At 38.1% G+C, this 23,515-nt stretch carries 13 protein-coding genes and 1 pseudogene; 12 read left to right on the forward strand and 2 right to left on the reverse strand.

The annotated features are described in order from the left end of the window. The first annotated feature begins 24 nt into the window (after positions 1-24). From LGB01_03185 to ccsA, 10 genes and pseudogenes are all read left to right on the forward strand, one after another. A complete protein-coding gene (locus tag LGB01_03185) occupies positions 25-486 on the forward strand; it encodes a 23S rRNA (pseudouridine(1915)-N(3))-methyltransferase RlmH (protein ID MCB4753217.1) in 462 nt (153 codons plus the stop codon). Between the two features lie 10 nt (positions 487-496). Further along, on the forward strand, positions 497-853 hold the full coding sequence (gene dksA, locus LGB01_03190; GenBank protein MCB4753218.1) for an RNA polymerase-binding protein DksA: 357 nt from the start codon (positions 497-499) through the stop codon (positions 851-853). A 20-nt stretch (positions 854-873) separates the two neighbouring features. Next, positions 874-1,911 (forward strand): hypothetical protein, encoded by a 1,038-nt coding sequence (locus LGB01_03195; GenBank protein MCB4753219.1) that lies wholly within the window; start codon positions 874-876, stop codon positions 1,909-1,911. A gap of 7 nt (positions 1,912-1,918) precedes the next feature. Further along, positions 1,919-2,875: a tRNA-dihydrouridine synthase gene (locus LGB01_03200; GenBank protein MCB4753220.1), complete on the forward strand. Its 957-nt coding sequence runs from the start codon at positions 1,919-1,921 to the stop codon at positions 2,873-2,875. 61 nt (positions 2,876-2,936) lie between these two features. Further along, on the forward strand, positions 2,937-3,365 hold the full coding sequence (locus LGB01_03205) for a hypothetical protein (GenBank protein MCB4753221.1): 429 nt from the start codon (positions 2,937-2,939) through the stop codon (positions 3,363-3,365). A 38-nt stretch (positions 3,366-3,403) separates the two neighbouring features. Beyond that, positions 3,404-4,069: a sulfite exporter TauE/SafE family protein gene (locus LGB01_03210; GenBank protein ID MCB4753222.1), complete on the forward strand. Its 666-nt coding sequence runs from the start codon at positions 3,404-3,406 to the stop codon at positions 4,067-4,069. Positions 4,070-10,221: 6,152 nt separating this feature from the next. Further along, positions 10,222-10,404, forward strand: a complete 183-nt coding sequence (locus LGB01_03215; protein MCB4753223.1) for a hypothetical protein — start codon at positions 10,222-10,224, stop codon at positions 10,402-10,404. A 900-nt stretch (positions 10,405-11,304) separates the two neighbouring features. Then, positions 11,305-12,858, forward strand: coding sequence for an excinuclease ABC subunit UvrA (gene uvrA / locus LGB01_03220; GenBank protein ID MCB4753224.1), 1,554 nt, complete (start codon positions 11,305-11,307; stop codon positions 12,856-12,858). A gap of 94 nt (positions 12,859-12,952) precedes the next feature. Beyond that, a pseudogene (locus LGB01_03225) lies at positions 12,953-15,290 on the forward strand (DNA polymerase I). 116 nt (positions 15,291-15,406) lie between these two features. Further along, complete coding sequence (gene ccsA / locus LGB01_03230) at positions 15,407-18,514, forward strand: cytochrome c biogenesis protein CcsA (GenBank protein ID MCB4753225.1); 3,108 nt, start codon at positions 15,407-15,409, stop codon at positions 18,512-18,514. A gap of 56 nt (positions 18,515-18,570) precedes the next feature. On the opposite strand, the gene LGB01_03235 is transcribed toward ccsA, so the two are convergent. Next, positions 18,571-19,206, reverse strand: coding sequence for a ThiF family adenylyltransferase (locus LGB01_03235; GenBank protein MCB4753226.1), 636 nt, complete (start codon positions 19,204-19,206; stop codon positions 18,571-18,573). Positions 19,207-19,257: 51 nt separating this feature from the next. Then, positions 19,258-20,055, reverse strand: a complete 798-nt coding sequence (gene surE, locus LGB01_03240; protein MCB4753227.1) for a 5'/3'-nucleotidase SurE — start codon at positions 20,053-20,055, stop codon at positions 19,258-19,260. Between the two features lie 239 nt (positions 20,056-20,294). Between surE and bamD the strand changes: the two genes are divergently transcribed. Both bamD and lon read left to right on the forward strand, forming a co-directional pair. Continuing rightward, positions 20,295-21,035: an outer membrane protein assembly factor BamD gene (gene bamD / locus LGB01_03245; GenBank protein ID MCB4753228.1), complete on the forward strand. Its 741-nt coding sequence runs from the start codon at positions 20,295-20,297 to the stop codon at positions 21,033-21,035. A 39-nt stretch (positions 21,036-21,074) separates the two neighbouring features. Next, entirely contained in the window at positions 21,075-23,492 is a 2,418-nt protein-coding gene (lon, locus tag LGB01_03250) for an endopeptidase La (GenBank protein ID MCB4753229.1), read from the forward strand. Positions 23,493-23,515 lie beyond the last annotated feature (23 nt).

Genomic DNA, 23,515 nt, shown 5'->3' on the forward strand with positions numbered 1-23,515 from the left:
AAAACTTTAAGGTAGGGATAGAGTATGAAGATAAATGTTATTATTGTTGATAAAAAAGGGAAAGATGGGCTATATGCACCACTGATAGAGCACTATAAAAAGATTGCAAAACCATTTGCAAAAATTGATGTCATAGAGTGCTTTGACAAAGAGATTGCTAAAGCACATGATATCTCTCCCAAGGCAGCACAGAAGGCATATTCTGAAGCAATGGAGCAGTACCTTCTTGGTAGTTTTAATATTGCATTAAACCCTTCATCAAAAGAGGTAGATAGTTTTGATGTTGCAAACCTGCTTAAGGATAGAAGTAGTATAAACTTTTACATTGGCGGTGCATACGGCTTTGAGAGCAATTTTTTAAGTAAATGTAATAAAGCCATATCATTTGGTAAAATAACACTTTCACATAAACTGGTTAAGATTGTACTACTCGAACAGATATTTAGGGGTTTGGCAATTAACAATAATCATCCATATCATAAATAGGAAAATGAGCATGTTGACACAAAAAGAACTGGAGATATTCAAGGGTAAATTACTTGATAGGAGAGTACAGATTGAAAAGAATCTTATAGGAACGGCACAGGAGCTTGATGGCATGAGAGAATTAGAACTCAATGATGAGGGTGATTATGCCGCAGCTTCGGCAGAAAGTATAGTAGATGGTGCAATCTTGGATAAACAACGAAAAGAATTAGCAGAAATTGATTTGGCTTTGGATAAAATAAACAACGAAACCTACGGTATTTGTGAAATGTGTGAAGAGCCAATAGGGCGTGCGCGTCTTGAGGTCAAAAATTTTGCACGTTTTTGTATTGTTTGTAGGGAGATTAGCGAAAAAGAAGAACAGTAAACCTGTTAAAAGGAGTAGATATGAGAATCAGGTTATATATATTCGTGGCACTGCTATTGATAGGGGTCACGGGTGTATCGACACAGATGATTAACCCAAATCATTTTTCAATAGAGGTTATGGGGCTTCATTTTGATTTTCCTATAGCAGTATGGATTGTATTGCCAATGCTTCTTCTTCTTCTTTTTACAGTAATACACATGTTTTACCATAGTCTTAAAAACTATTTTGAAGCAAAGAAGTGGTCACACGACATTCAAACACTTGAAGATGCGTTCTACTGGTCACTTATGCATGAGCCTAAAGAGCAGAAATATATGGTTGATGAGATAAAGAGGTTAGCAGTCATTCTTAGCAAATCAACGATTGATATGGTTGATAATGTGGAAGGGATGAGTGATAGGCTTGTAGGCGCTACAAGTAGCCTTAATAGAATTAAGCATGGTGAGTATGTAGACCTTAAAGAACATAAACTTGCAAGGGTATTTAATGAGGGGAATCCTCACCTTATACAAAATTGTCTCAATCGCCTTAAAGATGATTTAAACTTTGTAGAAGAGGTGATCAATCTTCCTTCAAGTTTTTCACAGATCATACAGCAGGAGGCATTAAAGATTTTTGCTACCAAAGTAACATTTTTTAAAGCACGAAAATATGTAAAAATATTTGATGTTAAAAACTTCATGGTTATGCTTAATCGTGCAACAGAAGATAAAGATTTGGGTCTGAGTGCAGATATGTTAAATGAGTTTGTAGCAGTTTTACAGCTTTCATGTAGTGACTATATTCATATTGCCAAAGTAACCAAAAAAATATTTTCTCCTGATGAGAACTTAGCACTTTTCCGAGACTACCAACAAGAGACTCCCAAGGCACAAAATGCCTACCTTTATCTACTTTTTGAATATGAACTACTCGATAAAATTGAAGCATATTTTGAAGAGCATGAAGTACATGAGTTTGTAAAGTATCGCGCACTTTTTGAATTAAAAAAACAGGACAAAGGATTTAAGCTAGAAGATTTAATCGATACAGAGTCGATTTGTAAAAATATCTAAAGCAGATATGCCTAAACTTGATTTTACCAAACCTTTCTATGCTCTAGCCCCACTAGCAGGATTTACGGATCTTCCTTTCCGCTCTGTTGTTAAAAAGTTTGGGGTTGACCTGACTGTCTCAGAGATGATTAGCTCTAACGCACTGGTATACAAGAGCAAAAAAACATACCGCATGTTGGAAAAAGCACCTTCAGAAGACCCATACAGTATTCAGATTGCAGGTAGTGATCTTGAGGTGATTCAAAAAGCAGTTGAAATTATTAATGAAAAAGAAGGGGTAAGTGTTATTGACCTTAACTGTGGCTGTCCTGCTCCCAAGGTGGTCAATAATTTACAGGGATCCTCCTTGCTAACCAATCTCTCACAGATGGGAAAGGTGATTGAAACCATCAAGAAATACTCTACCAAGGAGTACACTTCTGTTAAAATGCGTTTGGGTTTCAATGAAAAGAATCATATTCAAATTGCCAAAGTGGCTGAGGATGCTGGGGCAGATTATATTGCTGTACATGGGCGAACCAGGGCAGGTCGATATAAGGCTGCTGTTGATTATGATGCTATCAAAGAGATCAAAGAGGCTGTTGCAATTCCAGTGATTGCCAATGGCGATATTGACTCCCCTCAAAAGGCACAGTGGGTCTTGGAATATACTGGTGTAGATGGAATCATGATTGGTCGTGCCGCCATTAAGGCACCATGGATCTTTTCCCAGATTAAAGAGAAGATGAATGAACCTAGTTCAGAACTTATTAAAAATGTAGTACTTGAGCATTTTGACCAAATGATCTCTTATTATGACAAGTATGGTGCAATTATTTTTAGAAAAAACCTGCACGGATATTCAAAAGCAGGCTATCAAGGTGCTTCAGAATTTAGAGATACCATTAATCGCATTGAAGACCCTAAGCAGATGCGAGAGGTCATAGAAACATTCTTCTCCCAAAAATTTTTCTATGAAGATTGATATATATCAAAACCCTTTATGGGGAGATTGATTATAATCCTTTTTAAAAACAAGGCTATGCATGCTATTTATACTCATTAAAACCATCCACCTCTTTGCTGCATTTATCTATGGTGGTTTTCTCATTACAGACAATCTATTTTGCAATAAGATTAAAAAAACATTTAGTGAGGATGAGCACAAACATATACGTGAATCTTTTATGAAATATGTAAGAAAAGTTGTACCACCAAGCCTTATTGTAGCAGTATTGACAGGACTTTATCTAATCTCACAAGTATATGGTCCAATAGATCCAAAGCAGGGACTTACATGGTTTCAGGGTATTTTGGCACTCAAGGCTTTTTTGGGAATATGGCTTGGGCTGAGAGGTTTTTTGCAGGTTTATGTGGGCATACAACCTTTTGTATTTAAAAGTCATGTCCTTCCATTTGCTTTTGTAATCACAATAATTTTTCTTTCTCAATTTATGTATCTCCCGGTTCAATAAAAAATTACGCTACAATCTCCTATCTTTTTTGGAGTAGTATGATGTTTATTGAATTGGTACCTGTTGGCATATTCATAGGCACAATGTCTGGTTTCTTTGGTGTTGGTGGAGGGATGATCCTTGTGCCCATTCTTTTGGCCATAGGATTTGAGATTAAAGATGCCATTGGGATCTCCATAGTTCAGATGACATTCTCTTCTATTTTTGGTTCTTACCTGAACTATAAAAAAGGTTCACTCATCATAGGTGAGGGGATCTTTGTCGGGCTTGGTGGTTTTGGTGGTGGCTACATTGGTGGTTATGTCACAGAGCACATTCCAGATACTGCGTTGCAGTTTACATTTCTGGGCTTGCTTCTCTTTGCTCTTTTTAGGCTCTTTTTCTCCAAAAACCATCATGATGATACCCAAACCAAGACACTCAACAAAGGCTTACTTTTTACCATAGGTTTGGGGATTGGTATTTTCTCTATTACACTAGGGATTGGTGGCTCCATCATCTTAACACCACTTTTAGTAGGGCTTTTGCACTACCCCATCAAAAAGGCAGTCTCAGCTGGGCTTTTCTTTGTAGTATTCTCTTCCATCGCAGGGATGATAAGCCGTTTGAGCACCGGAACCATAGACTTTGGCAATGGGTTGGTGGTGGCAATATCTCTTGTAGGTGTGGCACTGGGTATTTGGCTTAAGACCACGTTACTTTAAAAACCATAAGATGGCACTGTTGGTGTTGTATGTGTTTGCGTTAGGGATGTTAGTGAAAGATGTGGTTTTAACAGTCAGAAGTTGAAATAGTTTTCCGTTAAGAATTAAACTTTCTCTCAAGGTTTTGTTATGTGTTTAGTCATATGCCTGTTGCCGATGTTTAAAATCAACTACCGCAATAATAGTTTTTCATTTTTTATCAAATAAAAAGTCGGTAATTGCCAACTCTATATCTATAATAGCCTTCTAGTACGCCTTTTAACTTTTATATTTGTTCCATAGTGTGGATTCTCGTAACTGAGGATACAAAATTTTCTATTTTTGTATATAATTTTTTTATCTATTGTGGTCTTTATTTTTAAAAATGTCTTAGTTTCTGCAATTTGATATTTAGATATTTTATAATCACCATTTTTAAATCATCTAAACAATTCATTAAATTTTCAACTGAAAGCTCTTTATCATTGGAAATTTCTTGTATCTCATCATTTTCGACAAACTGTGAAGATGTCAAATACTACAGTGATATGTTTTTACAATATACCTTTAAGTTTAGCAGAATTACTCGTAACTTCAAGTACAAAGTACATTTTATTTTTATTTTCTTGATCATCTAATGCATGTTTACTTAAATTGTTTACAATTATTTCAATAGTTCTTTATCTTTTATAGATTCATAATTCAAAAAGGTATTGGTCTTCCTTCTTTTTGGAATATAAATACGTCCCATATAAGTATTTACATTGTAACTGAAATATAACGCCCCCTTCTATTTTTTCTTCTGGACTTATAAGGTCTTCTTTTAAATGGGCATAAGTATCCATTGACAATGAAGAAGATATTGGCAATAATGTGTCATTAATCATAGCACTGATTGTTGCTTTAGTTGCTGTTCCTGTTTGATATATTGGTCTATGCATTTCTTTAATAGAAAAGAACACTTTTCTATTATTGAATCAAGTTGATGCTGTTTAATTTTGGTAATTTTTTATTTTTGATTCTTCATATAGTTTTCCAAGTGTTTATCATAGTCTACATGTACTAAACTTTCAGAAGTATAATCATATGCAGAATAAATATGTCCTAAGATGTGTCTTTTGGGGCTGTACCTAAGCCATACAGTACTGTACAAAATAGGCTGCTGTCATTTTCCAACTACCATCTTCTGATGGTAATGAATAATTTCTGCATTCTTTAAGATGGAGATTGTGTGATAACTTGATTATTTAATATTAAATGTGTGGTAAGAGCAGGGATCTTTGAAACCCAGTAAGTGCTTGTGCAATATCCTTATAAATCAATTCTATGATTGTCTGAACTATTACCTTCGAATGATATTGTAGAATTTTACTATATCTATCAAATATATTCCTTTTTAGAATTATAGATAATGGTCAGAGTATAGAAATGGTGACCTTCCCTCGTTCCATCCATCCTCAGTGAAAGGGATACATGAAAAAATTATAACCAAATAAAGGCATTATTGTCCTACTATGCGCTCTCATGCAGAAGCAACAGGGCGAGGAGGTGGAAATGGAGAGATTTTGTAATTTAGGCTCTTGTATGCATTCCCACACCGAGGACGGATAAGAATGAAAAAACCCTTTAGGCTTCTTTTTGAACCCTCAACCGTACATAATCTAACACTATCCACTCTTCTTCACTATAAATCTCACTTTTTTAAAATATCTCTACACTCTATTTTAAATATCTCAAAATCCTCACGGCTTAAATGCTCCGAGTAATGCCGATGGCAAATATATCTAACCAGTTGACGATGTCATTCATGGAATTGTGGAGTCTAGGGGATAAGTTCAGCATAGCTTGCCAGCCCTCAGACTCTAACAATGCCGTGTACTCCTCCACACTAGAGAGGAAAGTACCAAGGGTTTCAAATACTCCCCACGTGGGATGAGTATCAAATACCTTTTGCATAGCAGAGACGACGATACATATTACCCACACCTCTCCAAACTCGGCTGTAAACGTCCACCATTTTTAAGCGATTTTGCTATGTTTTTACAGCAGACCTGGCATCCCACTTACCCAATGCAAAGTGGCGTGGAAACCTGCATCAATTCATTTTCATAAAGGCAATGCCGTAACAGAGACAACATAAGCCTCAACTCCTTGCTTTACAAGCCTCTATCATCTCTGCACTCATATCTACCCAATGACTTTTGCCTCTACGCTCCTATCTCAACTTGGCTAAAGTACCCTCTCACACCCCGCATCGTATAGTCTCACCCTTTGGGGTCAAGTAAATCTACCACAGGCAATGCCAACTGTGAGACAAAATCCGTATGTTTGTTTGTGAGTTTTTGGATTCCATTTGGTTTGTTTTGTTTTATATTTTCATTTTGCTCTCCTTTTCCCTTGTTTCGAGGAGGGATGGGAATGAGAGATAAATTTCCACTAGATATTTATTGACCACTCTGTTTGTTAGCACATGCCCTCTTAATAGTTTTGCAATAATAACTCTCTTTTAAAAAGTTCAGGAACTACTACCTCTTAAAGGAAAAAAGTTACTAGATTGTACTTTTTCTTTTATTTGCCTATAAACTTTTCTTGCGGCACTTAAACTATCTTTTTGATATAGTCAACAATATTTAAAAGGTCTTCTTTTGCATTTGAAGTCCATTTAACTTTAATTTACTAAGGGATTAGCTAAACAAGAGCTAAAAACATCTTCTGAGTCATAGAAGATGTCCACTTCTAATATCTTTTTCTGCAAATGAAAGAAAGCTTCATGATAGCAGAGCATTTTCATATCTTAACTCTTTGGATCTTGTATAACAGCTAGCTTCACCATTTTATTGTGATTATCATAGATCTATGAGTTTCATTGATATATTTTAGAACATCATTTAACTCTACTTTTAGATAGGTAACAGGTTTTATATCATCTACAACCATTTGCATAAAATCTCCTTCCAGTCTCCTTTTATTGTAGTATTAAATTAAGACTTAATGTGCTAATGTGATGCCAATGGTCGAATGGCCAATAAATTTCTGCTAGGTAATTTTATCGGTTACTCTATTTTGTTATGTCTTTTTAGTAAGTTTGTACTCAGAATTTTAACAACATCTTTGGAAGAATATCGTCAAGGTTTTCAACATCTTTATCGGTAAGTTCGATTAACTTAAAATTATATTTCTGGTAATCTCCTTTTTTTCTTTGCTTTCCTTCTTGCATACTTAGGATCATTTCAAAGCCCAAAATTCAATATATACTTTTCCTGTAGAATATAAAAATCACAATAAATTTCTTCTTCAATAGGTAGTTTTCTTTCGTAGCATGTGTGCAAGATTTCTGCCATGTAAAGCCAATTATCTGTAACATTTCAGATTTACTCTAACCATATGTCCATCACACAATCGCTCTATGTTTTGCTACTCGCTTTTCTCGAAAATTTGAATCTCTAGAATCATCAATTTTCTTTTGAATGCTCTTCCACTTCTAAATTACTTTGCACATTATTGATATAAAAAGTATTATTTTTAAAGTGATTCATCATTCAACATAAAGTATTCCATTTTGATTATTTTCTTTTTGAATACCTCCAATTTTAGTTCCAAGTAGTGTTGTGTCCAACCTTTTAAATATTTTCAATAAATCAATCTCTGATAAGATTAAGTTGATTTTCTCGCTGTGGACCATATTTATTGCCTATTTTTTGTAGAAGAAAAAAACTCTTTTCCTTGTATTAGTTGTTTGGAATTTCTATATTCGTTCCAAGCAATATGGTCTCTCCAAACTTTAGGTGATTTTCATAGCACCACTATTCTGTATACCTAAATCAATTCATTATAGCCTTTTTCATCTTTGATAATATATTTTCTTTGCTAATAAAAAGTTCATCAGTTGTGACGTTTGCTCATCGATAGCACAGCTATGAAATGAATATTTGTTTTATTTTTATTATTCTCTCCTGATTTAAATTTATTTATTTCAGCTTGATTGCCTTTTTTTGCCTTACGTAGAGACAGATCACCACCACATTTTGGACAAGACTTTTTATTCTCTTTTTCTTTAACAATATTTTTACATATTTTTTATGTTCTTGGTTTTGTTTTAAAGAACGGAGCAAGTTGTCTTGATTCTATTGAATCAATAATTTCTGAAACTTCTTTTTGTGAAAATACTTTCTCTTTTTGATTTAATATAATCAATATAGCTAATACCATACTTTACATTTTTAGGCATTTGGGTTTAAATGTACTATCATACGGTAAACACAATAACTGAAAATATTTTATTGGATGATATATATTTAATGCGTCTTGAATGGTTTGATATGTTTATAATTTTGATGAAGTGGATTTTGAAATTTATTGGTGTGTTTGTAAATTTTTGAGTCAATATTTTTGCTTTTCATCACCAAATATCCATCCTTTCATATTTTTGTTTCGACTACAAAAATGTATATTCTGGCACAATGATATGGTCTATTTGTGTGGTACCACCTTCGATTGGAAGTGTTACATTTTTATGAGATAGTATTTATTTTTATCAGAGTCTCTCAATTTTGCGGCAATATTCACTAGAAGTCACCAGCTTCTCCTTTTCCTGTCGGTGTTCTAAAATACTACTACTAAAATCATTGAGCAAATACCATAATTGTAACAATGGTTCTAAAATTGTTGATATGTTTACTATGGCTTATGTCCTTTTGGTCGTTTAACGTTGCAAATGCTGTTAGTAAAAGTGATGACGAAGGAGTGGTACTTTTGCTGTCGAGTGCATTTGCCTTGTTGTATTCTTTTTAGTTTAGACCTGACAAAATTGCATTTTCTATACGCTCGAAAGCATTTTGATACCCTTGCATCAAGTATTGGTGTGTCTTGCCGATCTGATTGACCACCATCATATGATATTTTATTACGGGTAACAAAGTTCAAGCGTACTTTTGTAATTTTCCGATTTTTCTACAAATGCTGTTGCAGATGTTTGAGAAAGCATTTGATATTCCGAGCAAAGAACATAGAAACAACATCGCTGTTAATGCACTTTCTGCCATAATTAGTCGTATCTTTGTCTGCACTTCTGACCGTATAACCCAAATCTTGGAGACCGATAGAACACTTGAAAAAAAACAATACCTTTCCCTGTTTATATTCACGTGTTTGCAAGCTTTGTATTTCTAATGGTGTTAATGTAGGTGGTGCTGAATTCATACTTTAGCCTGTCAACTTACCCTGCTCCAGCCAGTGGCTATAAATTTGATAGTTTTCATTTTTTCTCTAGAAATTAGATGTTCTGCTTCTGAAATCAGTGACAATGTCCCTGCTGTTAAATTTAATAATCAATTAACTGATCATTCTTGAGCTACTTTCGAAACCCGATGCATTGCCTGACTGACCAGCCAAAATTATTGTCCAGTACCAGATTGACTGGATAATTGGAAGCTTGTGCCGTTCTTTGTAGAATCCATACTTCGCATTCCATCCCTTGTTGTAATATTTGGTGATCCAAAGTTTCCAATACCTCTGCTTTTGTTGTCTTCAGTCACTAAATTCATTTGAATATTACCTTGCGTAAGCTGGGAGTTACGTTCAGTTAGTGGCTTAGGTTCCGATACGCATCCAACAAGCATTATGCCAACATAAACTCAACAAAAGAAATTGATTTTCCCATAAGACATCACCTCCATTTCGATCGTTAAAGTTATTGTTGCAATTTGACTATGAATAACTATATATTCAAGAAGGAAAGTATAGGCATTTTATCATAAAAACTATGTTTAACATAATAATTAATAAAAAATATTCTGATATATGTATACAAATATGTCAATTTAAAATCTTTTACCCTTTCCTCAGAAAAACCATAACAATCATATTACTTGCACCCCTTGATGCATTAAGATAAATATATACAGTCAAAAGATGTATAGTGTAAATACCCATTGAATACTAGAGACCAATATTAGTTAATTATCTATAATTCCAAATTAATTTCTCAACAAGGCAAAGAGCAAAAGTATGGCAACAAAACAAGATATGATCCATGTCTATGGCGCAAAGAATAACCTCAAAATATTGATATCTCTATTCAAGAATGAACTAGTAGTCATTACCGGCATCTCTGGTTCCGGGCAAATCAACATTGGCATTCTCTACCCTCTACGCGGAAGGGCAACGTCGTTATATTGAGTCACTTTCAAGCTATGCGGCAGTTTTTAGGACGTGTAGGTAAGCCTGATGTTGACAAGATAGAGGGACTCACACCTGCCATTGCCATTGACCAAAAGACCACCTCTAAAATCACGTTCAACAGTAGGAACAATCATAAGAAATCTATATTTATTTACGCCTACTCTTTGCAAGAGTGAGGAAACAATACTGCCATCAGTGTAAAAACCTATCTCTTCCATGAGTGCGACAGATATTATTGAAGAGGTGCTACGTTTGTTTCCTGAAGGGCAAAATTGGTTATTATGGCACCATTGGTTAAAGAAAAAAGGCACCTTTGCTGATAATGCTAGAATCACTGCGTCACAAAGTATGTACGTGCAATGATCAATGGAGTGATGGTGCGTTTAGACGATGAAATCGAGCTAAGTAAAACCAAAACATACCATCAAAGTGGTTTATTGATCGTGTTGTGGTCAAAGAGGAGAGCCGAGACCGGAATTGGGCAGGATGTGAAAGGCACTTGAGAGCTGCAGGGAGATGGGTGGAGTACTGAACCACGAAGTGTTAGGGCTTGATCGCAAGGACTATCACTACTCCGAACATTTGGCATGTGTTTTGACTGTAAAGCTCAGTTTTGAGCCGTTGGAGCCTGTGAGCTTCTCTTTTAGCTTCACCCAGGTGCCTGTCCTGCCTGTGACGGGTTGGGGGATCCGCTATGCCATAGACCTTAAAAGGTAATAGACCAAGAACTAAGCACTATCGACAAAGGTGCTGTAAAAATTATGTATGGCTTCAACAAGTTACTACACCCAAGAGTTTCTTAATGCATTCTGTGAGCAGAATGGCAGTGACACATCAGTTATTATGGTGAACGAGCATCAGCAAAAGGCGATACTCTATGGTACCAGCGGAGCTCTATGGTGGACTTTGCATGGAACGTCATAGCTCAAACGTGAATGGCCAGGAGATTGGTGAAGTTTGCTACGACATGTTCAAAGATGAAAGGATATGGTGGTATGTATTTGAAAGGTATGTGATAAGTGTGATGGATATCGCTTGCATCCACGCTCTTTGGCAGTTAAGATAGAGGTACAGTATTGCTGATATTATTGATATGCCTATTGAGGAGGGGCTATGCCTATTTTGCTGATGGAAAAAACTTTTTACACTTGAGGCGAACAGCAAAACAGATTGCTGAGTCCATGCTAAAGGAGATTAAGGGCGTCTCTACTTTCTGTATGATGTTGGTCTTGGATACATTACACTTAGCCGTGATGCACGGCTCTGCTATCTCAGGGTGGGCACAACGTATCCGTATTGCTTCACAGATTGGTTCGGGGCTAACAGGGGTGATGTATGTGCTTGATGAACCAAGCATTGGGCTACATGAGCGTGATACAATGAAGCTTATACGAACCCTCAACTCACTCAAAGAAAAAGGCAACTCTGTTATTGTCGTTGAGCATGACAAAGAGACCATTATGGCAGCAGATTATATTGTCGATATTGGTCCTGGGGCAGGGGCATTTGGTGGTGAAGTGGTATTTGCTGGCACTCAAAAGAAACTACTCAAAGCCAAGACACTGACTGCACAGTATCTTAATGGTAAGAAGGAGATAAGCTATGCCCATGACCGTCCTCAGGAGACGTGGATAGAGATTAAAAATGTGACACTTAACAATATTGAGTGTCTTAATGTGCGTATCCCACTCCATAACTTTGTTTGCATTACAGGGGTAAGCGGTTCAGGAAAATCATCATTGATTCTTCAGACCCTGCTACCAGTGGCACGTGAACTGCTTAACCATGCCAAGAAGGTCAATAAGGTTGATGGCGTAGAGATTAATGGATTAGAACAACTTGATAAGGTAATCTACCTCGATCAAAGCCCCATTGGACGTACTCCGCGCTCCAATCCTGCAACCTATACAGGCATTATGGATGAGATTCGTAAACTCTTTTCCCAAACCAAAGAGGCAGAGTTGCGTGGCTACAAAATAGGGCGTTTCTCCTTCAATGTCAAGGGTGGGCGTTGTGAAAAGTGTCAAGGAGATGGGCAGATTAAGATTGAGATGCACTTTTTGCCTGATGTGCTTGTAGAGTGCGATACGTGTCATGGCACACGCTACAATGCCCAAACACTTGAAGTACGCTATAAGGGCAAGTCAATCTCTGATGTACTCTCCATGAGTGTGGCAGAAGCATTAGGGTTTTTTAAAGCCATTCCTGCCATTGCTTCCAAGCTCTCTACGTTAGCAGCAGTGGGACTTGACTATATTACACTTGGACAAAACGCAACAACGCTCTCAGGGGGTGAGGCGCAACGTATCAAACTAAGCAAGGAACTTAGTCGAAAAGATACAGGTCGTACACTCTATGTGCTTGATGAGCCAACTACAGGACTGCATTTTTCTGATGTAGATAGGCTAACAGGGGTATTGCACCACCTTGTCCATCTTGGTAATTCGGTGATGGTTATTGAGCATAACCTCGATATGGTAAAGAATGCAGATTATATTATAGATATGGGACCTGAAGGGGGGAACAAAGGTGGATTGATTATTGCAGAAGGGTCTCCTGAAAAACTTGCAGCCGAACATAAGACAACAGGTTCATATACGGGTGAATATCTTGCAAAAGAGTTAGCCTAGCCTCAAAGGTCACAAGCTACTTGACGATGATGGAACGATAAAGCAAAGGTCTAACAGACTATTGGCTAAAATAGTAAAAAAGAGGGTATTTTTATTGAAAACAATCACCATTATTGACACATTCGGATTCTTTTTTCGTGCCTACTATGCACTTCCTCCATTACGTAACTCTGAAGGGTTCCCTACAGGGCTATTAACAGGTTTCATCAATCTTGTCGATTCGTTACATCGTAATCATGCAACAGACTATCTGGTCTTTGCACTTGACAGCAAGGGACCAACGTTTAGAAATGAGATTTATCCAGCATATAAAGCCAACAGGGAGTCACCGCCCCAAGAGCTGATTGAGCAGCTGCCCATAGCAATTGAATGGATTGAGAAAATGGGATTTGCCAATCTCTCTGAAGAGGGCTTTGAAGCAGATGATATTATCACGACTGTAACAAAATTTGCTAGAGAGCAAAATATGAAGGTAACGATTGTATCACACGACAAAGACCTTTATCAGCTTATAGATGACACACAAGTGGTGATGTATAATCCCATTGACCAAAAAGAGGTTGACGAAGAGGCATGTGTAAAAAAGTTTGGGGTATCCCCTGAGGATTTCATTAACTTTCAAGCAATTGTTGGAGACAGCTCTGACAATGTGCCTGGGGTTAAAGGTATTGGGGTTAAGGGTGCGGCAAAACTTATCAATGAGTATCATACACTTGAAGCAATCTATGCCGACATAGAAAATGCAGGCACCCCACGTATTCAGCAATTACTACTTGAGAGCAAAGAGAGTGCTTTTCTCTCTCGCAAATTAGTGCAGATGCGCGATGATGTCTATGATTTTCTAGATCTCTCTCAATAGTGAAGAGGATGCTGTAGAGGCGTTAAGAAAGCTAATGCAATGTCGTGTCATTGGACAGAACCTTAAGTTTGATCTTTCACTACTCTATAATCGTTATAATCAGGAGGAGATTGTCCCGTTTGCAGATACGATGATTATGGCATGGCTTTCTGATCCTGGGCGTAAAGTAGGGCTGGATGCCTTAGCACGGAAATTCTTTAAATATGAGATGAAACCCTTCAAGGAGATGGTCAAGAAAGGAGAGAATTTTTCTTCTGTTGCTATTGCAGAAGCAACCTTCTATGCAGCCGAAGATGCATGGATGACTTTTCTGCTCTATGGCGCCATTCAAAAGAAGATGGAGCTTGGTTCGCTGACTCACTTGCTTCAAGAGGCTAAACAGGTGGAGTATCTTTTTATCAATGTTCTTATTCGTATGGAGCAGCTTGGCATTAAGGTTGACCAGCCACTCTTGGAGGTACTTCAGGGTGAGTTGAGTAAAGAGCTTGCATTGTTGACAGAACAGATATACGCACTGGCAGAAACAGAGTTCAATATCCGCTCAACCCAGCAACTTGGGGTAGTACTTTTTCAGCAACTTGGGCTTCAGGGAGGCAAGAAGACCAAGACAGGTTATAGTACCAATGAAGCAGTGCTGCAATCACTCAAAAAAGAGCATCCAGTGATAGAGAAGATACTGAGCTATCGCGAATATCAGAAGATACTCTCTACCTATGTAGAACCGCTGTTGAAGCTGGCACAAAAAGATAAAAAAAGTCGTATCTATACCTCTTTTTTACAGACGGGAACAGCAACAGGAAGGCTCAGCTCCAAAGATCCCAATCTTCAAAATATTCCAGTACGTTCAGAACTCGGTAGGCGTGTTCGTGATGCTTTTATTGCTAAAGAAGGCTATAGGTTAGTGAGTATTGACTACTCTCAGATTGAATTGCGTCTACTGGCACACTTTTCACAGGATGCAGCACTGCTTGAAGCATTTAAGATGGGTGTTGATATTCATATGGCAACGGCAATAAAGCTTTTTGGAGAAAGTGAGGCAAAAGCCAAACGTAACTTTGCTAAATCGGTCAACTTTGGACTACTCTACGGTATGGGACCCAAAAAGCTCTCTGATGAATTGGGTGTCACTCAAGCTGAAGCCAAAGAGATTATTGCTAACTATTTTAACTCTTTTCCTACAGTGAAGCAGTTTCTTGAAGGCATACAAGAACAAGTAAAAGTTGATGGATATGTTGAAACGATACTTGGAAGGCGTAGGCTCTTTGACTACGATAGTGCCAATGGTATGCAAAAAGCTGCATTTATGCGAGAATCGGTCAATACTGTTTTTCAAGGATCGGCAGCAGATTTAATTAAGCTTTCCATGTTGGAGATAGATACATGCATTAAAGAGGAGAATCTTGATGCCTTTATGTTGCTCCAAATTCATGATGAACTTATATTTGAAATAGAAGAGCATAAGGTCGATGTGCTCTCTAAGCGTTTTGTTGACATCATGGAGTCTGTTTACGAACTTAACGTGCCATTAGAGTGTTCTGTCAGTACAGGGAGTAGATGGGGAGAGCTTAAGTAGGTTACTTTTGAAATACTGTATAAGAGTATATTTAGATAAAATGACTCCTAATTAATATAGCGTTAATAAATATTGGTTAGAATGATTCCCTATTCGTTTTCTAAGGGGTACTAGCAATGTTAAAGAAGATTTTTTCAATGAAAATGGCAGTTTTAATGCTATTTTCATTTGGTATTATAATAGGAGTTGCAACTTTTATAGAGAATGACTATGGCACACAGACAGCATGTGCATTAGTCTATAAAGCAAAATGGTTTGAGATATTTCTTGCCTATTTTATCTCTATTTTAATCTATCAGATTGCTACATATAAAACATACAAAACCAAATTCCCTGTTTTTCTTTTTCATTTTTCCTTTATTGTTGTTGCATTGGGCGCGCTTATTACCCGATATGTAGGGTATGAAGGGATTATGCATATTAGAGAAGGGCAGATGACAAACAAGATGGTCTCCGATATAAAAGTGATGGAGCTTTTTGTCAAGACCAAAGAGCACAATGCCTCTCTTGAGAAACCACTCTTCTTCTCTACAATGACACACAATGATCTTTCAGAGAGCCTCAAAGTAGGCAATAAAGTCCTTAAAGTATCACTTGAAACATACCTTCCGACTGCTGATGAAGAGGTTGTATCTGATTTAAATGGTACGACACTACTTGAGATGAAGATCTCTGCTGGAGGTAGGGGAAAAATCTATTACTTTAAGAGGGGGGATATTAAAGATTTCGATACCTTTTATGTTTCGTATGGGGCTGTAGATACTCCGACAGATAAACCTACCTTCAAGATTACAGGCAAGCCAGATCACTTACAGGTAAACTTTCCACTTGCTATCAAAACGCTCAATATGGATACTCGAACACCTGCCAAGATACAGCCAGGAGATAATCCTTTGACGCGTCGTATACTTTATCGCTTCGGAAATAGTGCAATTGTTTTGAAAGATATTCATAAAAAATCAACCATTAAGATAGTGTCACACGCACTGAAAACCAAATCAGGTAAACCTGAATATATCAAGTTAAACGTTACTGTTGGCAACAAAAGTAAAGAGGTGGTCTTTAGACCAATGAAGGGACAAGTGGGTGACCTGAAGCAGTTTACCCTGAATGGTATGGATATTCAGATGCGTATTGGTGCAAAGGTCATCACGCTACCATTTGCCATCAAGTTAGTTGACTTTGAACTGGATCGCTACCCAGGGTCTATGACGCCAGCATCATATTCGAGTAGGGTTATTCTTGTTGACCAAGAAAAGGGAATAAGGATGCCATACCATATCTATATGAACCATGTGCTTGACCATAGGAACTACCGATTTTTTCAATCTTCCTACGATCCTGATGAAGAGGGTACGGTACTTTCGGTTAACCATGATCCAGGCACACTTCCTACCTATATTGCCTATTTTCTTTTAGGGTTAGGAATGATTTGGAGCCTTTTTATCCCCAATGGACGCTTCCAGAAACTTTTTAAGGGGGTACGAAAACTTCAACATGGTATGACTGCTACCCTTGTGGCCATTGCTTTTTTAATGGCACCACAACATACCAAAGCAGCACCACTAGCAATCAGTACAGATGTACTGAAGCAGATGCATGCCTACAGCATTGAACATGCTAAAAATTTTGGAACCTTACCGGTACAAGACCATCGAGGGCGAATGAAGCCAATGGATACAGTTGCACATGATGTGATTGCCAAAATTACTGGTCGTACAAAATTATATGATCTTGATCCTGATCAGATGTTTCTTGGCATGACCATACAACCGGAGATTTATCAGAATGTTCCAATGATAAAGATAGGGCATAAAAAAATTGCTCTTGCTCTTGGGCTTCCTGAAGATACCCAATATGCTAAATTTACTGACTTCTTTAAACGAGAGGGAGACAGAAGCTATAAATTGTTCGATGCGGTAACCAAGGCAAGTCGAAAAAAGCCTTTAGAGAAGTCGAAATATGATAGAGAGCTCATTAAAATTGATGAACGGGTTAATGTCTCCTATATGACTTATCAGGGTACACTGATGCGTATTTACCCAGTACCCCATGACAAGAATAATAAGTGGGTTGCACCACTTGATGCACTCAAAACGTTTTCTAAAGTAGAAAAAAAAGAGGTACAACTGACCATCTCTGCCTATTTTGCTTTTGTTACTTATGGTCTGCAAACTGGTGACTGGAGCAAAGCAAATCTTGGTATTGCAGCAATCAAAAAATACCAAAGACGTTATGGTGCAGAGGTGTTGCCAAGTCCAGACCATATTAAGGCAGAAATTTGGTATAACAGATTGGGACTCTTTAGTAAACTTTTCCCTGTCTATCTCATGCTAGGACTTATACTCCTCATATTTTCCTTTATGCATGTACTTAGACCAAACTTCTCCATGAAATGGGTTATGCGTATTGCATGGATAACACTGATTGTGGCTTTTGCACTACATGTCACAGGAATGGGTATCCGTTGGTATATTGCAGGCCATGCACCTTGGTCAAATGCTTATGAGTCCATTGTATTTATTGCTGCAGCAACTGTACTTGCAGGTATTATTCTTGCACGTCGTTCACCATTTGCATTAGCAGGTACTGCGCTGCTAGCAGGTATTACCATGTCCGTAGCACACCTAAGTTTTATTAATCCTCAGATCACCAATCTTGTACCAGTACTTAAATCTTACTGGCTGATGATGCATGTGGCAATCATCACCTCTGGTGATGGCTTTCTTGGCCTTGGTTCTATTCTCTCTTTGATGGTACTCATTCTCTTTATTGCCAGAGGCAAGGAGGGGCATGAGAATATTGATCGATCCATTAAAGAGTTGACCAACCTCTCTGAAATGGCACTCATTATTGGATTGATGTTGCTGACAGTAGGGAATTTCCTTGGCGGTGTTTGGGCTAATGAGTCTTGGGGTCGCTACTGGGGATGGGACTCTAAGGAGACGTGGGCAGCAGTGACCATTCTGATTTATGCAGCAGTACTCCATATGCGTTTTATTGCAAAGCTTAACAATACTTTTATCTACAATGTTGCTGCAACGTGGGCTTATTCAGCAATTTTAATGACCTATTTTGGTGTAAACTACTATCTGTCCGGACTACACTCTTACGCTGCAGGTGACCCTGTGCCTATCCCAATGTGGGTCTATTATGGTGTGGCAGGACTTTTTGTTTTAACACTGCTTGCCACAAAAAATAGGAATCTTGCAAAAACCTCTTGAAGTTATATTGGTACTCTTGTATTACAGAGATACCAATTGAGTCATACAGAACTGGACTATGCTTGAATAATTCGCTTGATTGCTTCAGAGCAGATGGTTAATCCGACAGCACCAGTAACTGCCACACAGGATCCTTTCTCTTTGCATTTATCCTCTTCGGGTGAAAAAACAACTGTAAAGTTTCTGTCAAATTTTGCTTTTTTGAGTTCATTGCGTATTTTTCGTGCCAATGCATCACCATGTGTTTTCCAAATGGAAGCAACCTCTATCTTGGAGGTATCATAGCGTTTAGCAGAACCTAGCGCCATAATGAGCTTTTTGTAAACCTTTTTTGCTACTGCTATTTTTACTTTGGTGGTATCGGCAGCATCAATAACGATATCATATGGTTCAAAATGAAATGTTTCCACCCACGCCACATCCATTTTCTGACAGATAGTCTTGATATTTGGATAGAGCTTGGCAAGCTGTTTCACTTTTACCTCACCCACTGCATCAGAGCCAATCTGTCGATTTTGATTAGTCTGATCATAGGTATCAAAGTCAAGAATAGTGATGTCATTCACTCCCGAGCGATAAAGGCAGTCAAGCGTGTAAGAGCCAACCCCTCCCACACCAAGAATAAGTATTTTTGCTTTTTGGAGTTTTTTAAAATCTTCTCCAAAGAGCATACGGCAACGCTCATACCTCATGGCATCTCTTTCATGTGTATCAATGGGTATATTGATGCAAGGTGAGACCAGCTATGCTTTTTCATTGAGCCATTTTTGTACATTGTCTATCTCGCCATGTGCAGTCATGTCAAGCTGTATGGGTGTTATGGAGACATAGTCATCATCGATTGCCTCAAAATCTGTTGTGTACCCTTTGGTGTCTAACCATCCAAGCTCAGGCAGACCAATCCAGTAGTACTCTTTTCCACGGGGATTGTGGTGCACTTGTGCATTATGTGCGTAGAGACGATTGCCTGCTCTGGTGACCTTGAAGCCTTTGCACTGGGTTTTGGGAATAGGAGGAATGTTGATGTTTAGGAATTTTCGTGGAGGGAGAGGAAAGTCACCCAAAAAGATCTTTTCAACCAATGTAGCAATACTCTCTTGTGCTAATGTGTACCCAAGCTTGTCAATACTCTTGCCAGATTCAGTATAGACTTGAGAGATGGCAATACCGGGTATGTTCTGAAGCACTGCCTCCATTGCTGCACTTGCTGTACCAGAGTAGGTGATATCTTCACCCATATTTGAGCCAATATTGATACCCGATACGACAAGATCAGGTTTTTTATTGCTATAGATTTTATTGAGTGCCAAAAAGATACAATCACTTGGTGTGCCGTCATCAAGTTTAAAAAAGTGCTCCTCAAGTTGTACAAAATGGAGTGGACGTGTAAGTGTGAGTGAATGCCCACAGGCTGATTTTTCTGTTGTGGGAGCCACCACCGTCACATTTCCCAATGGCTCCAAAGCATGACGAAGTGCTACTAATCCTTGTGATTCGAATCCATCATCATTGGTGATGAGTATCTCTTTTGGTTGCCTCATATTGTATGTGCCTTGTAAGATTGTGATAGGGTGTAGTATATACTAAAACATATATTTCATCAAGTTTTTTTAGTCATTTCTTTTTTGCCATTGATATTTTCTGTGAAGCCTGTTGTCTTGAAGCATGTCTTCAGAGTTGATATGTAAGGTTTATGTTTATCTATCATGTGCTAGTCCCACTTTTGAAACGATTATACCTGGTTTATGTATGTAACTACATACTTTTTGATTGATGCAATATGGCTTGCTATTTTCTTCAAAGCCATTTTTTACGTACGCTTCGCTATGATAGCGATAAATTTATAAGAGTGGAGAAGCAAGGTATGCAATCTAAAAAAAGTCTTCTTATTGTAGGCATAGCTGTAGGACTGGCCTTTCTTTTTACGGCATGCCAAAAGCATGAGAATGCCATAGAATTTAATAAGCCCGCACTCTACTGGTACAAGCATATTGTACAGAGTATTGCGGTGAGCAATATGGATAAAGCTGATAAGTATTACGTTTCACTCAAAAGTGAGCATACGCATTCTCCACTACTGCCAACAGCCATAATGATACTTGCACAAGCACACATGCGAGAAGAGGAGTACCTGCTTGCTAACTACTATTGGGATGAGTATAATAAGCGCTATGCCAATGAAGGGGAGCATGAATATACCGAATTTATGAAACTCAAAGCCTCTTTTCTTGGTGTGAAAGATGTCTATAAAGATCAAAAACTTATTATAGACAGTATTAGTCGTGCCAAGCTCTATTTGCTTCGCTACCCAGACTCAGCATATAAACCTATGGTTAATTCATTACTAGCAAGACTTTATATGTCACAATATTTGCTCAATCAAAATATTGCTGCACTCTACGATCGTATTGATAAGCCCGTAGCAGCAAAGTTTTACCGTAAAAAAAATAAACATTCTCTTGTTGAAATAGCAGATATTACACCACCGAAGAGTGGTTTTCTTGGAGAGATGTTTAATTAAACACAGATTATATTTGATGTAAATTCTAAAGGATTTAATGTGCAACTTAGTGATTATGATGCTTTTCCCAATACACTTCCAGTCATAGTAGAGGATGAGCTTTTTCTCTACCCTTTTATGATCAGCCCAATCTTTTTGAGTCATCAAAAAGATATTGATGCGGTAACAGATGCTATGGAGAATAATTCCCTTCTTTTTGTTACATCTTCGGTTGCAGGAAAAGAGGGAGATCGTGAATTTGATGCTATGTATAAAATGGGTGTTATTGGAACCATTATGCGTAAGGTTCAGATTCCAGATGGAAGAGTCAAGATACTCTTTCAAGGGCTAACACGTGGAAAAATTATTGAGCCACTCTCTGAGGAGATCAATAAAGCAGTGATAGATGTGGTTAAGCCAGAGTCTTTTGATCAGCTTCGTACCGATGCCTTGATGGATGTAATTCGAGATAAGATTAAGAAGCTCTCAATGTTGAGTCCTCGTGTGCCAACAGATCTTGTACGTACCATTGAAGAGAATAATGAACCACAGCGTATTGCAGACTTGGTCTCTTCTATGCTAGAGCTTGACAAAGAGGTAGCGTACACACTTTATATTGAGCCAAATATTGAAAAACGTCTGCTTGGGCTCATTGATGTGATTACTTCAGAGATAGAGTCTGCCAAGGTTCAACGAGAGATACATTCTAAAGTCCACAATAAGATTGAGCAGACCAATAAGGAGTATTTTCTCAAAGAGCAGCTTAAGGAGATCCAGCAAGAGCTTGGCATGGATACCCAAAGAGAAGAGGAGATTGTAGCCTTTCGTGAGAAGATAGAGGCATTTAAGCCTCATATAAATGAAGATGCCTATAAGGAGATTAGTAAACAGATTGATCGTTTTGCACGGATGCATCCTGATTCAGCCGATGCAAACTTGTTGCAGAGCTATTTAGAGTGGGTGCTTGAGTTACCGTTTGGAAAAGTAACAAAAAAGACCCTTTCTGTTGAAGATGTAGCATCTGAGCTTGACAAAGATCACTATTCGTTAGAAAAACCAAAGGAGCGCATTGTTGAATACTTTTCTGTTAGAGAACTAGCACAGCTTCGTGGCATAAGTCGAACAGAGACGGGTGGGGCAATTCTTTGTTTTTCTGGACCTCCGGGTGTAGGAAAAACTTCATTGGCAAACTCTATTGCCCATGCGCTTGGTAGACCATTGGTACGTATTGCCCTTGGAGGGCTAGAGGATGTAAACGAGTTAAGGGGGCATCGTAGAACCTATGTAGGTGCGATGCCTGGACGTTTGGTATTGGGTTTGATTGAAGCTAAGAGTATGGATCCTGTCATTGTACTTGATGAGATAGACAAGGTAGGAAGAAGCATGAGGGGCGACCCTACTGCAGCACTACTTGAGATACTTGACCCTGAACAAAATAGCAAATACCGTGATTACTATCTTAACTTCAATATAGACCTCAGCAAAGCAATTTTTATTGCCACTGCAAATGATGTGGGGCGTATCCCTTCACCATTACGAGATCGTATGGAGTTTATTGGACTCAACTCCTATACGCCTAAAGAGAAGTTTGAGATTTCAAAGCGTTATTTGGTACCCCAAGAGCTTAAGAAACATGCATTAAAGAAAAGAGAGTTTTATGTCTCTGACAAAGCACTTCATATGCTTATTGATGAGTATACGAGAGAAGCAGGGGTTCGTAATCTTCGTAGACGCATTGCAGGATTAATGCGAAAAACAGCACGTATACTGCTTGAGGACAAAAGCAGAGAGATTGTGCAAGTTACCAAAAAGAATCTTCATAAGTTTGTCGATAAGAAGGTTTTTGAGATTTTACCTGTAGACAAAAAGCCACAAGTAGGTGTCGTTTCTGGGCTTGCATGGACTGCAGTTGGTGGAGATGTACTTACCATTGAAGCAATTAAGATTAAGGGAAAAGGTGGACTACAGTTGACTGGAAGTCTTGGTGATGTAATGAAAGAGTCGGTACGTATTGCGTACTCTGTAGTGAAGATACTTATTGATGAGCGCAAACTTAAGATGGATACATCAGCTATTCCTCGTACAGCCAAAGAGAAAGAAGAGGATACGGTTCTTGATCCAAGTGAAGCCTATAAACGATATGATCTCCATATTCACGTTCCTGAAGGTGCAACCCCCAAAGATGGACCAAGTGCGGGTATTACGATGGTAACTGCTATTGCTTCTATTTTAAGTGACAAAAAAGTAGATAATTGTGTTGCGATGACGGGCGAAGTGACACTAACTGGCAAAGTGCTCCCCATCGGAGGACTAAAAGAGAAGCTTATTGCCGCTTATAAGGCAGGGGTAAAGAAGGCACTAATTCCTATAAAGAACTATGAAAGAGACCTTAAGGACATTCCAGATGAAGTAAAAGAAAATATTAAAATTATAAGTGTATCTAGTGCAGAAGAGGTCTTAAAAGAAGCCCTTCTTTGAGAAGATAGTTAATCATATTTTTT

The organism is Sulfurovum sp. (assembly GCA_020525365.1).
Classification (GTDB): Bacteria; Campylobacterota; Campylobacteria; order Campylobacterales; family Sulfurovaceae; genus Sulfurovum.